At 43.8% G+C, this 12,910-nt stretch carries 10 protein-coding genes and 1 pseudogene; 1 reads left to right on the top strand and 10 read right to left on the bottom strand.

Going from position 1 to position 12,910, the window contains the following annotated elements; genetic code table 11:
* Nucleotides 1-315: 315 nt before the first annotated feature.
* Nucleotides 316-1,515: an alpha/beta hydrolase gene (locus tag CYLST_RS11510; RefSeq protein ID WP_015207898.1), complete on the top strand. Its 1,200-nt coding sequence runs from the start codon at nt 316-318 to the stop codon at nt 1,513-1,515.
* Between the two features lie 254 nt (nt 1,516-1,769).
* Here CYLST_RS11510 and CYLST_RS11515 read toward each other — a convergent pair whose 3' ends face one another.
* From CYLST_RS11515 to CYLST_RS11560, 10 genes and pseudogenes are all read right to left on the bottom strand, one after another.
* On the bottom strand, nt 1,770-2,348 hold the full coding sequence (locus CYLST_RS11515; RefSeq protein ID WP_015207899.1) for a C-type lectin domain-containing protein: 579 nt from the start codon (nt 2,346-2,348) through the stop codon (nt 1,770-1,772).
* A gap of 69 nt (nt 2,349-2,417) precedes the next feature.
* Entirely contained in the window at nt 2,418-2,633 is a 216-nt protein-coding gene (locus CYLST_RS35875) for a phosphoglycerate mutase family protein (RefSeq protein ID WP_041233069.1), read from the bottom strand.
* A complete protein-coding gene (locus tag CYLST_RS35880) occupies nt 2,603-2,728 on the bottom strand; it encodes a hypothetical protein (RefSeq protein WP_245587492.1) in 126 nt (41 codons plus the stop codon). The genes CYLST_RS35875 and CYLST_RS35880 overlap by 31 nt, the downstream gene beginning before the upstream one ends.
* A gap of 403 nt (nt 2,729-3,131) precedes the next feature.
* Entirely contained in the window at nt 3,132-4,094 is a 963-nt protein-coding gene (locus tag CYLST_RS11525; protein ID WP_015207900.1) for an acetamidase/formamidase family protein, read from the bottom strand.
* Nucleotides 4,095-4,198: 104 nt separating this feature from the next.
* Nucleotides 4,199-7,654, bottom strand: a complete 3,456-nt coding sequence (locus CYLST_RS32270; protein WP_172642155.1) for a DUF4347 domain-containing protein — start codon at nt 7,652-7,654, stop codon at nt 4,199-4,201.
* Between the two features lie 1,390 nt (nt 7,655-9,044).
* Complete coding sequence (locus tag CYLST_RS11535; protein ID WP_015207902.1) at nt 9,045-9,944, bottom strand: manganese catalase family protein; 900 nt, start codon at nt 9,942-9,944, stop codon at nt 9,045-9,047.
* 198 nt (nt 9,945-10,142) lie between these two features.
* Nucleotides 10,143-10,484, bottom strand: coding sequence for a cupin domain-containing protein (locus CYLST_RS11540; protein WP_015207903.1), 342 nt, complete (start codon nt 10,482-10,484; stop codon nt 10,143-10,145).
* A gap of 141 nt (nt 10,485-10,625) precedes the next feature.
* A complete protein-coding gene (locus CYLST_RS32275; protein WP_015207904.1) occupies nt 10,626-11,159 on the bottom strand; it encodes a hypothetical protein in 534 nt (177 codons plus the stop codon).
* An 18-nt stretch (nt 11,160-11,177) separates the two neighbouring features.
* Nucleotides 11,178-12,347: a zinc-dependent alcohol dehydrogenase gene (locus CYLST_RS11555; RefSeq protein ID WP_015207905.1), complete on the bottom strand. Its 1,170-nt coding sequence runs from the start codon at nt 12,345-12,347 to the stop codon at nt 11,178-11,180.
* A 36-nt stretch (nt 12,348-12,383) separates the two neighbouring features.
* Nucleotides 12,384-12,893 (bottom strand): annotated as a pseudogene (locus CYLST_RS11560) (SRPBCC family protein); the annotation flags it as partial.
* Nucleotides 12,894-12,910 lie beyond the last annotated feature (17 nt).

The raw sequence follows: 12,910 nt of genomic DNA on the forward strand, positions 1-12,910 counted from the left end.
CTCCAAACCTCTCCCCTGCGAGGGGAGAGGCTTTGAGGCTTGCTCCCCTTAAGAGCAACAAAAGTTTTTCCTTTCCCCTCTCCACCCCCCAAGTTCCCCCCTGAAAGGGGGGAGTCCATATGTTCCCTCCCCTTGCAGGGGAGGGGTAGGGAGAGGTGGAGAGGGCTAGGGAGAGGTTATTGGGGTTGGGGGTTAGGGAGAAGTGGGGAGAGGTTTGGAGAGAGGTCTTATATTTAATTCAGCCCGTCTACATACTACATAAATTTGAATTTCTAGAGTATAAATATTAAGTAAAAGCAAATTAATTTATCCTCCATGCCCTATAAAATCCAAATAGTTTTATCATTGCTGGCAATATTCCTGAGTTTTGTTAGCCTGTTTCTCAGTTCTTGGATTATTATTCCGGCTCCAAATATGCTTTTACTCAAGCTAGGAGTGGGAGCACCAGAAGTTAGTCCTTTGTTGTTTATCTTAAGTCTGCTTTCATTGTTGCTGTCTTTCTTCTACATCCCTCAGATTCAATTAAAGCTCCTAGCTTGCATTTTTAGCTTAATAGGATTGTTCCTTTGCGCGTTGGTGTTAGTGAATATATCACCAACTCAAATACAAATGGCGAAAGCGATGAAACAAGGGTTAGGTGCAGACTATCTAGAAAAAATTCCTGTCCAAGTCAGCGCCAAGATGCAAAAGAGTCCCTTTAATTTAGTTAATACTTTCCGGGATATTCCATCAAGCAAAACGCGCCATCAAACAGGTATTGTGTTTGCTACTCCGGCGGGAGTGCCTTTAACAATGGAAGTTTATCAACCCCCAGAAGTGGGAATATATCCAGCACTAGTAGTAATATATGGTGGAGCTTGGCAATTTGGCAATCCTCAGTCCAATTCTGCATTTAATCAATACATTGCCAGTCGTGGATATACAGTATTTGCCATTGACTATCGACACGCACCCAAATATCAATTTCCAGCGCAGTTAGATGATGTGCGTACAGCCCTCAATTTCATTCGCAAACACGCGGCTGAATATGAAGCCGATGCAGAACAGATGGTGTTGTTAGGACGTTCTGCGGGGGCACATTTGGCAATGTTAGCGGCTTATGAACCAGATGCACCACCCATTCGGGCAGTAGTGAGCTATTACGGGCCTGTCAACTTAACTGAAGGATACAAGTCACCGCCAAATCCAGATCCCATCAACACCCGCGCGGTTTTAAAAACATTTATCGGTGGTTCTCCAGAAGAATTCCCCAAACAGTATGAAATCGCTTCGCCGATTAATTATGTGACGCGCCCTTTACCACCTACTTTATTAATTTACGGCAGTCGTGACCATTTGGTAGAAGCGCGATTTGGTAGGCAAATGTATGAACGTTTACATAACTCTGGCAATACGGCGATTTTTCTGGAAATCCCTTGGGCAGAACATGCTTTTGACGCCGTTTTTAATGGTGTGAGCAATCAATTAGCGTTATATCATACCGAAAGATTTTTGGCTTGGGCATTGTTCAAATGATAATTTCAGGGATGAAATTAGCTTGTAATTTTTAATTATTAATTGCTCCTGAACTTAGAGCTATTATCGATGTATAGGCAGCAGATAAAGGTGTAACTGGCACAGTTCGTGCCAGTTTGGGCAGAAATTCTTGATGCTTTTTACAGCAATTCTCATGTAAATAAACGACAGATTATTTTAGTGGCACAAAAATGCTGTGTTACAAAAAATTCTATAGTTAATTATTTAAAACCCGCTGTAATTTGTAAAAGTACTTAAGGGACGAGAGTTCTAAACTTTTTCATCATCACGATACCGGAGCCAATCATCATGATCATACTTAGAATACCAGATGGTTCAGGGACAGGTTCAATTTCTACGATACCGCTGATTGGCTCGCCGTTGCCTCCGTTTAGATTATCGCCATCGTTCCAGTCGCCAGGAGCAGTCCAATTGATGATTGTAAAATTTTCAGAACCAGAGAAGTTGTTTGGCTCACCAGTTGCCCAATTTGTATATGTCACAGGCTGTCCATTAATCCATTTAAATGTACCTTCTTGAGCTACATCAGTGAAGCCAATCCAAAAACGATCAACACCACCAAAAGTGTTGATGAGCCAATTGTTTTCGGCTGCATCGTTGATGGTAACCAAATTTCCTCCCGCAACTACAGCCTGAGATTGAGCACCAGTCCATGAATCGGCCGTGGTTAAAAAATATTCGTGTCCATTGCTTGGGTTGGTAATGGTGACAGCAGAAGCAGCGCTTCCTACTCCCAAAGCCATAGCTGCTGTTGTGGCAGTCACTATTGATAGCTTCTTCACCCATACGGGGTTAAGGTTAGTCAATTTCATTACAAAAATCCTCCTGTTAATTGATGATTCAGATGCAAAAGAGTAAATTTAAACACATTACAGATTGAATTATTGATTAACCAAGTTACGACCAGCAAAAATGCCAAAAGATTTTTCGCTAATTCGATAATCAATTTGCACAGGGATATCCGGCGATTTCAATGACTGACTGATATTCAGGGCGATTTCACAGGTTTGCCGCGCCCGTCTCATGTGAGAAACATAGACTGCATCAAACTTCACGCCTTTGTTCTTCACATCAACACCAGCTTGGCGTGCCTGCAATCTGCCAAAGGCTGTGAGTTCAATGTGAGTTCAACATCCAGTACCCCTGCAAAGATGTTGCGCTCGTTGCTGGTGCTTTCTCCATGCCGAATCAAGTAGACACTTCCTTACTGTTCACCCTGAACGCTGGCTTCAGGAGACGCTGAAGATAGATTATTGGAGATAATATTGTTTTCCACCCGAAAAACTGCAAAATATAAGCATTTGACAAGAATTTTAATGCTAGAGCTTAAATTATTTAGTAAAGAAATGTTAAGACAAGCACAGGAATGTTAAGCCATGCAAAATTTGAAACCCAGTGCTGATGAGCATTCTGGCTGCTGAATGAGGTAAATAAAATATATTGCCAAGATAGGGTGAGATGACATAGTAGGGGTGAGGGGGGTGTTGCCCAATGGTGGGATCAGGTGTGTGGAAGATGCTAGCCGTTGAGGCATCAAACCCAAGATCACAAAAACATTCGTTGGGTTGAGCAACGAAACCCAAGCTACAGTTTTTCTATAACATTGATTTTGGCAAAATTGACTTAGATAACATTCCATGCACACCTTTTTGCGGACTGTTAACAACTTGGGTGATATGGAAATTTACAGCTAAACTACACAATACATAAGCATCTTCTGGTGTCAAATTGGCGAAGCATTCCAGATAATCAATCATATTTTTTAAAGCTAGTTCTAAGGCTTCATCTAAAGTTTCAGCAAACCCCATTGTGATCATATCTGTAGAAGTTTCGGCGATGGGTGTTGTCAGTTGTAAATCTTTGCGGAGTTTGAGTTTAATTCTACCGTTCATCGAAGTTTCAATGGCGGTGACATTAACTTCACCATCTCCCTGGGCTGAATGTCCATCACCAATAGAAAATAAAGCACCGGGAAGGAATACCGGCAAAAACAGCCGCGAACCTGCTTGTAATTGGCGGTTGTCGATATTACCACCATAAGCACCAGGGGGAACGGAAGTGCGGGAAGCATCATCAGTGGCTACACCAAGGATGCCAAAAAAGGGTTTGAGGGGAATTTTGATGCCGCTACCCGCTGGAAATTCCGCGAAGTTGTTGACTAAATCTAGGGGAATGAATCTCAATGCCGGTTGGGGAAACTGCTGTGGTAATGCACCCCAACCGCTACGAATCGCATTAAAGCCAATCGATAGGCGCGGTGCGATCGCTTGTAATTCTACCTCCAATACATCTCCTGGTTCTGCATCCTGCACATAAATTGGCCCCGTTAGTAAGTGGGGACCCCCAGCAACTTTCCGTTCTGCCGGCAGATTTTCGCAGATATCAATAAATTCTTGTGTGAGAAACTCTTGTGGTGCTTTGTCGTAAACGTGATATCCAGAGTAAGTTTCCACGTCAATGGTATCGCCAGATTCAACAATCAGCGCTGGTTCTAGCAGATGGGAAAAGCCACCGAGATGCACCGTTGACGTGGTAGCTTTTAAAATATGGTGAGTCATGGCGCTATCTTGCTTACCCAATACTATTACTTAGAATACCCAGTTTAGCGCCAGCAAACTCACCAAGAATAACTAAACTACCCACCAAATTTGCCGTCACCTTGCTAGGCAATTGTCAAATTTACTCGCACAGTCATATCATTAAAATCTTTGTCACCTCCTCCTGGTAAATCCTCAAAGCCAAAAATGTTATCTCCTAACAGGCTAATGTGATCCACCTGATCTAAGTTAGCTCCCAAGAATGAGAAGTAAACAGCCGGATCGTTATTGGTATTCCCATCGAGAATTGCATCTGGTGTCCCATTCACAATCAAAAATGGTGCGAAGATAGCACCAGGTTGGAAAATACTACTGTAGGTTGCCGTACCTTGATTGTTTACCGTCAGATCAATGCCTGCAACACGCCCATTAACCGCAGCTTGAGTGTAACCTAGATCCCCAGGAAGCAAATCAACCGTACCATTACCATCAGTATCGATACCACCATTCTGATCAGCTACCTGATAGAAGCTGATATAGTTGTTGGAAGCCGCTTCTCTGTTGACGATAAAATCAGCTTTCATCTGTGTTGTTACACCCCGCAAATCAATTAGCTCTGCCTGCGGCTCTCCTTGCAGATTTGCACCCACAGGTAAAGCTTGATTTGTGGGCTGAACTCTCACCACTAAGTCCTGGAAATCAGCATTACTATTACCAGCAGCATCCTTCCAACCTAGAGAGAATATATCAGTGCCCAAATCTGTAATCTGTTGTGTCGAGGCATCAGCAAACAGTAAGTCGGTAATTGGGGTAACTCCAGATCGGACATTATCAGTTGTACCGTTTTTTACCAAATAAAATCTCAAGTTATCACCTGAGTCTAATTCCAGTATCCGTGTGAGATTGTTGGTATCAAACCCATTAGGCGAATTAGAAATAGATGCGAAAATCACCTGGGAGCGCTCTAGAGCGGCTTGGGCATAACCTGCTGTGCCTGGGGTGATACCGTTAATTGTGCCTAGAGCATCATCAACTGTAAATAAACCCAGTTCATTAATCTGATTAGAACTGCTCCCCGTGAGACTGAATTGGAGATTTACTTTAGCACCATCACCTGTGATGTTAAAGATATCATCGGTAGTATTTGTCAGCCTGCTTGGTATATCGAGGTCGTTGATATTGATAGTCAACGCCTTCTCAACCGCAAGTCCACCATTATCGGTGCTCCTAACCCGAATATTGTAAGTTGACTTGGTTTCAAAGTCCGGGGAGTTTTTAATCTTCAACCTATTACCATCAATAATGAAGGTTTCATTATCAGTAGAGCCAGTCCCGGAAATGAAGTTGTAGTTAAAAGTGTTTCCTATATCTGGGTCGATGGTGGTAAATGTGCCGATTCCTGTAAGCGCAGCTACGTTCTCGTCAACATTCGTCTGACTCAATACCAAATCTGTGGGGGCTTCATTTAAATCATTGACATTGATAGTTATCGCCTTCTCAAAAGAGATTCCACCACTATCAGCCGTCTGAACACGGATGTTGTAACCGGATTTGGTTTCAAAGTCTGGGGAATTATTAATTACCAGTTGATCCCCGTCAATGGTGAAGGCGGCATTATCTAGATCCCCTGCCCCCGCCACTAGAGTGTAGCTGAATGTGTCGCCTGCCTCTGGGTTAGTGGTGGAGAAGTTGCCGATAACCGTATTGTTACCGCTGTTCTCGTCAACATTCGTCTGACTCAATACCAAATCTGTCGGGGCTTCATTGAGATCGTTGACATTGATAGTTAACTCCTTCTCAAAGGCGAGTCCATTACTATCGGTTGTCTGAACACGGATGTTGTAGCCGGATTTGGTTTCAAAGTCTGGGGAATTATTAATTACCAGTTGATCCCCGTCAATGGTGAAGGCGGCATTATCTAGATCCCCTGCCCCCGCCACTAGAGTGTAGCTGAATGTGTCGCCTGCCTCTGGGTTAGTGGTGGAGAAGTTGCCGACAACGGTATTGTTACCGCTGTTCTCGTTAATAGTGCTGTTGCTAAGGCTGATGTCGGTAGGTATTTGGTTAATCAAGTAACGGGCCACGGCAAAGTCACCGTTACTTGTTCCTGCTACGAGAATCTGTCCATCAGGTTGTAAGACTGCGCTGTAGCCATTGTCAAAGAAGCTGCCGAATTCGGTAGTTACCTTGCCAGCAGTGCCGAAGGTGGTGTCGAGAATACCATTGCTGTTGTAACGGGCCACGGCAAAGTCACCGTTGCTTGCTCCCGCTACGAGAATCTGTCCGTCTGATTGCAAAACGATGCTGTTACCAGAGTCAAAGAAGCTGCCGAATTCGGTAGTTATCTTGCCACCAGTGCCAAAGGTGGTGTCGAGAGTGCCATTGCTGTTGTAACGGGCCACGGCAAAGTCACCGTTGCTTGCTCCCGCTACGAGAATCTGTCCGTCTGATTGCAAAACGATGCTGTTACCAGAGTCAAAGATGCCGAGTTCGGTGGTGATTTTACCACCAGTGCCAAAGGTGGTGTCGAGAGTGCCATTGCTGTTGTAACGGGCCACGGCAAAGTCACCGTTACTAGTTCCCGCTACGAGAATCTGCCCATTGGATTGCAAAACGATGCTGTTACCAGACTCATTGCTGCCGAAGTCGGTGGTGATTTTGCCAGCAGTGCCGAAGGTGGTGTCGAGACTGCCATTGTTGTTGTAACGGGCCACGGCAAAGTCACCGTTACTGGTTCCCGCTACGAGAATCTGCCCATTGGATTGCAAAATGATGCTGTTGCCAGAGTCATTGTTGACAAAGTCGGTGGTCACCTTGCCATCACTGTCGAAGCTGGTGTCGAGAGTGCCATTACTGTTGTAACGGGCCACGGCAAAGTTACCGTTGCTTGTTCCCGCTACGAGAATCTGTCCATTGGATTGCAAAACGATGCTGTTGCCAGAGTCAAAAAGTCCGCCGAAGTCGGTTGTTACCTTGCCATCACTGTCGAAGGTGGTGTCTAGAACTCCTGAAGCTAGGACTGAGGTGTATGCTGTCATTACTTCTTGCCGGAATGCTAGAGGAGGATCTCCTGCCCCTGTGCTGACTTGCAATTCCCAGTCGCCGCCTAGGAAAGTACTTCCCATTAAATTATTAGACGCCGTCACTGTTGCACCCGTCAGTTTGCTGAGGTGCTTTATAAATGCAATGCCTTGGTCTGTTTGAGCTACTTGACAACCATACAGCAGCAGTTGTGTGTCATTACTCAAGATGTTCGCCCAACTCTTGAGTTGTGCTGCATAGCGGTTGAGTGTTTTGTTGCTAAGTTGGCTATTCCCTAATTGGACTCTCCCTGGTGCGCCGTGGGAAACGATGTGCAAGCTGTTGACTTTTTGATGAGATGCAAGTACTTGACTAATTTGCTCAATCCCGTCCCGGTCTGCTTCTAGGACTACAACAGAAGTTTCTGGCAAAACACCCGCTATCAGGCTTTGGTAATCCTCTACTTGTGAGTCAATAAAAACTAGACGAGTAGCGGACGGTTGTTGATATAAATCTTGATTTGGATAGTCTGAGGAGATTACTTCTGTATTCAGGGTCATTATTGGTGTGTAGTAAGCTTTCTGGTTGTGTTGTGAATGGTAATTGAGAACAAAATATCCACTTGAGTGAGATTGATTTATGCAGTCAATTCGACAATTAGAGCAACAAATTTGACATGAGTTTCGATAGCTTTTTTCACCTACTTCAACTTGGAAGTTACGATTCACGTTAATGGATTCGTAATCTTTCAATGTTTGTCTTGCAGTTTTCAAGGAGCCAAAGCTCATCTCTTTCTTAATCAATCGTTTAATGAAATGTTGTGGTGGTACTTCACGGGTCATAACCCAAGGGTTTGTGACAAAATTTTGTCGGCTTTTAGGGCGTCAATGGCTTTGGAGTAAGCTGCATCATTGTTCATGTTGAACACGGAATCTGTACAGGTGGGTTTTGTCCGTTTAGCCGAGATTTTAATCGTCAGATACGAGCATTTAGAAGTTACTCACTGTAAAATTCACCATAATATGTATTACGGCATTTAGATTTTACAGGTGCTTTTGCACAACCCTAATTTGCTGTTTTGGATGTTAAAGTACCCAACAAACAACAAAAATAGATGGTTAGCTACTGGGTTTTGATCTACCTTTAGAAATAGTTTTTGTGGCTCCAATCTTAATGAATGTGCTTTTTACAGCGATTGTTCAGATGAAGGTAATTGTTGGATAAATATTTTTTGGTCTCATGGATAGACGCACAGGCATAAAGAACGATGCAAGAGTGTAGTCTCAGCAAATTAAGACTGGTGTATAATTGCTGAATTATTTTTCTACAAAAGCGCGAACTATAGCGATCCTAAATTAGATGTGAACATCTCTTTTTTCTCTTCCTCTGCGCTCTCTGCGTCTCTGTGGTAATGCCTCCGGTTCCCGAAGGGATACGTTAAAAAAATACTGCTGTTCACAACTCAAATAGGATTGCTATATCACGGTTTGGGGAAGTCTTGACAAAACTGGACAACATACTTAAAAAATTTAATCGTTAGACGAGTAAATCCTGTCCGGTAGGGCGGGTTATTGCGATTATTCTCAATAATCCTAGAGCCAAGACCCGCGGCAATACTCACATTGCTATAGTATTTATTAGGACTTAACGGACAGAAAATAGTAAATATAGGGTATGGTTTGTGTCGTTAAAAATCATGATTTGTGCGTTAGGGAACGCACCCTACAAGGGATGGGAAGCAAGAACTGCTATTATTTAGTTAGCAATTAAATTAGACATCTTGGTAAATTTTAAAACTTTCCTACACAACAAAACTGGCAAGTATTCTAAAGTACTTGCCAGTTAGGGGATGTTCTAAGAGGATGTTTTAAAAGTCCACTTGTCGGGGGCAAAACGTTATAGATCCCCTGTTCTGCGCGCTGGCTCCCCAGGGATTGGGGGATTTTTCCTCTAAACCCTTGACATTTGTTCCAACTGTTGCGCCAACGCCATAAGTTCTGGTGTCAAACCAGGAGCAAATTCTTCAGGTCGTTCTGGCAAAAAGGGAATTGGAAACCCTTCTGGTGGTTCATCTACAGTTGTCAGCGTTGAACCGTCATGTGTGGGGGATTCTCCTCGGAAAATCGCTGACATTAGGGAACCATCTAAGCGGAAATGATGTTGTTTGGTGTTTGCACCTTTCTCAACTAACTCCCTAACTTCGGGGTATTTGAGATTATCGATTTTGGGAATTGGTAAAGTCTTACCCCAATTAACCCCTAAAGCTTCCAATGCCTTGCCATAAGCTCGCTCGTGGGCTTCATCACGGACAATTAAATAAGAAATAGTCGCCCGTGCAGTTTTATTGCTCGTCATTTCATACAAGCGGCACTTTTGCAAACGTCCCGTTGATTCCAGCATCAGGTTATAGAGCAAATCAAGCACCAAATTACCGCTGTTGTAGACGTAAGAACCTGACCAAGGATTACCAGCTGCATCAACTGGCATTGCACCTTGAGCAGCAACGAGGAAATGATGCACATTTGGGGCATTAGGAGCCATACTCAGGGGTGTCGAACCACCTTCGCCTGGGGAACCGTTCCCTTGATAGCGAGGTGAGCCGTCAAGTAGATGAGTAATAGTGGTGGCGATTAGCTCAACATGACTTATTTCCTCAGTACCAATTCCCTGAATTAAATCGAGAAAAGGCTTGGCTTTACCCCGAAAGTTAAAGCTTTGAAAGAGGTACTGCATCATCGTTCGCATTTCGCCAAACTGTCCGCCTAAACCTTCTTGCAAGATATTGGCAGCGGCTGGATCTGGCTCATCGGCAACGATTTCATTAATTAGCTTTTGCACATGGAAAAACATGGTTCAACCCTCAAAATTCGGTGTTGTTTTTCAGCTAATTTAAACAAGCAGGAGAGGAGATAAATAGACTTCTTGCAAAAGTTGGGCAAAACTCAATTTTTTCTGAAAATAATTGAGTCAATTGTGGGATATTACGAGATGTTATCGCTCCGTAAACCTGAAACTTTCAGCATTTTTACAAGAGGTCTAATGAGGCTGTTAATTTTCATCGCGTCCGTGAACTTGAGCCGGGGGACTCGTTGCTTCAACGGCGGTGAACGGTTCAAGAATTTTGTATTGATGGTGAGACCCTTTTGGCACTACCCAAGAACTCCCCGGTTCTAGCAAAATAGTTTGTCCCTCAATGTGCAATTCTGCCCGACCATTAATGACATAACCAACTGTTTCATAGTCGCGCTGAGTTTGCTGTTTATCTTCCCCTGGTTGCTCATCTTCCCAAAGCCGCATAGAAACAGTTTTGCCAGATGCCAGATATTTTTGACCAAATTTACCTTTGGGGGAATGGGTAGAGTCTATTTTCTTAACGCTTGTGTCAGTCATAATTCTACTTCACTAAACTAATGAAGCTAAAGAGTATTTGGATGATTAAGCAAAGGTAGAGATATTGTCATCAGATTCCCCCTAGGGCGGTAAAACTAGAATTTAGCCTCCCTAGCCAATGGGGGTTGGGGATATCGTCTTTTATCTTCTATCCTTTGCTCCGGTTACGGGACTATTTTCTTCGTAGTATCCGCGTTTAGTGCCGGTAATTGGTTCTACAGCTTCTTTAACTTTGGTTTTAGCCGAGTCTAAAAATTCTTTTGTAGATTCAGGGGTTTCTTCATTGAGATTGAGTCTGTCTCGGATATTTCCAGCAGTATCTCTGAGTCTTTTCTGGGCATTATCAACCTGATTATCATTTATAGTAGCCCGATTTTCAGGAGTTTTTTTGTAATAATTCTCCTCGGAAGTTCTCACGGTTTCTTGTGTTTGTGACTTGAGGCGATTCTGGGAACTGTCCACCCGATTTTCATTTCTAATATCTCGATTATCAGGAGTTCCTTTATAATAAATACCCTCTGGGGTTCTCACAGTTTCTTGTGTTTGAACTTCTGCCAGGAGAATTGTATTACCTGAGTTTACAGCCTGTATTCCAAAAAACGCAAAACTTGCCAGACACACGATCACAATTTGGAGTAAGATTGTATTTTGCAGCCAAGAAAATATCCGGTTCATAAACAACCTCTAAATAGATTATGGTTTGAGTACAACTTTGATGCAGTTGTCTTCTTTTTGTTGAAAAATATGGTAACCGTAGGGAGCTTTGTCTAGTGGTAATTGATGGGTGATTACAAAAGAGGGATCGAGTTTGCCATCCAAGATTAACTGGAGCAATAAATGCATATATTTCTGTCCATGCATTTGACCCATTCTGAAGGTTAAGCCTTTATTCATTGCTGCCCCAAAGGGTATTTTGTCTACAAAGCCACCGTAAACTCCCATAATTGAAAGGGTCCCACCTTTACCACAGGCGACCATCATTTCTCGCAGGACGTGGGGACGGTCAGTTTCTAATCTGAGCTTTTGTTTGGTTTGGTCATAGAAGTCTTCTAAACCAACGCCATGAGCTTCTAAACCAACTGCATCAATGCAAGCATCGGGGCCACGACCGCCGGTCATTTCCTTCAATGCTTCGCCAACATTAACTACTTCGTAGTTAATAACTTCTGCTTTGGCGTATTTTCTGGCCATTTCCAGTCGTTCGGGAAAACGGTCAATAGCGATTACTTTTTCTGCACCCATCATGTAGGCGCTAATCATGGCGAATTGTCCCACAGCACCGCAACCCCAAACGGCGACAATGTCGCCAGGTTGAATATTGCATAACTCGGCACCCATGTAGCCGGTGGGGATGGCGTCGGAGATGAATAAAAGCATCTCATCTGGTATGTCTGGCGGAACTTTGACAACGCCGACATCAGCGAAGGGGACGCGCACATATTCTGCTTGTGCACCTGCGTAACCGCCGATCGCATGGGAATAGCCGTAAATTGCTGAGGTGACGTAGCCGTAGACTTTTTCTTCGATCCAAGCGTTGGGGTTAGAATTATCGCACAGTGACCACATATCACGCTGGCAATAATTACAATGACCACAGCCGATAGTCGAAGGAACAACAATGCGATCGCCAATTTTTAAATTATTCACTCCTTGACCAACTTCTACCACTTCCCCCATAAACTCGTGACCGATAATGTCACCCTTCTGCATTGTGGGGATGTAACCGCCGTAAATATGCAAGTCTGAGCCACAAATCGCCGTAGAAGTAATTTTAACGATCGCATCGCGGGGGTTGAGGATTTTCGGTTCTGGCACATTTTCTACCCGAACCTCATTAGCACCGTACCAGCAAACTGCTTTCATAAAAAATTCTCTGATTTAAATTTGCTTTTTGCTTTTTCAGCCTTTACCCCTTGGCTGGCCTTCAATGGTGGCGATTTCCCCTGCTTCCATCAGCATTTTGAAGCGGCGCAAATCATCACCTATTTGCTGTTCTGGTTCTTCACCGAAAATTTTAGCGATGTCTGCGACGGGCTTCGCCAACGTCGCCCCCAAAGTCCCACCAGGCGGGTTATATTCCATCATCACTTTGACTTCGGTACCGCGATCGCCAGGGGCCTTAGTAAAGCGGACAAAGCCAGAGTTATGCACATCTGCGCCTTCTACAGTAGCCCAAGAAATAAACTCATTTTCCCGGTCTTCCAGAATATCTGCATCCCATTCCACACTTCCACCCAAGGGTGCATTGGCAATCCAGTGAGACCTTTTTTCGTTGTACACCTTCACAAATTTGAGATGCTTCATAAACTGAGGCAAATTCTCGAAGTTGTGCCAGAAGCGATACAATTCATCTGCCGGTTTATTAATAGTTACCGTCTTTTCAACTCTGACAGATTTATTCATGCCTATTCCTCATCATCTGTAGG

Source organism: Cylindrospermum stagnale PCC 7417, from assembly GCF_000317535.1.
Taxonomy (GTDB): Bacteria; Cyanobacteriota; Cyanobacteriia; order Cyanobacteriales; family Nostocaceae; genus Cylindrospermum; species Cylindrospermum stagnale.

Bases quoted from the DNA above. Each gene is read 5' to 3' on its own strand.
- CYLST_RS11535 (WP_015207902.1), bottom strand. From the start codon at position 9,944: ATGTTTTTCCATGTGCAAAAGCTAATTAATGAAATCGTTGCCGATGAG.
- CYLST_RS11525 (WP_015207900.1), bottom strand. From the start codon at position 4,094: ATGACTCACCATATTTTAAAAGCTACCACGTCAACGGTGCATCTCGGT.
- CYLST_RS11555 (WP_015207905.1), bottom strand. From the start codon at position 12,347: ATGAAAGCAGTTTGCTGGTACGGTGCTAATGAGGTTCGGGTAGAAAAT.
- CYLST_RS11515 (WP_015207899.1), bottom strand. From the start codon at position 2,348: ATGAAATTGACTAACCTTAACCCCGTATGGGTGAAGAAGCTATCAATA.
- CYLST_RS32275 (WP_015207904.1), bottom strand. From the start codon at position 11,159: ATGAACCGGATATTTTCTTGGCTGCAAAATACAATCTTACTCCAAATT.
- CYLST_RS32270 (WP_172642155.1), bottom strand. From the start codon at position 7,654: ATGACCCTGAATACAGAAGTAATCTCCTCAGACTATCCAAATCAAGAT.
- CYLST_RS11510 (WP_015207898.1), top strand. From the start codon at position 316: ATGCCCTATAAAATCCAAATAGTTTTATCATTGCTGGCAATATTCCTG.
- CYLST_RS11540 (WP_015207903.1), bottom strand. From the start codon at position 10,484: ATGACTGACACAAGCGTTAAGAAAATAGACTCTACCCATTCCCCCAAA.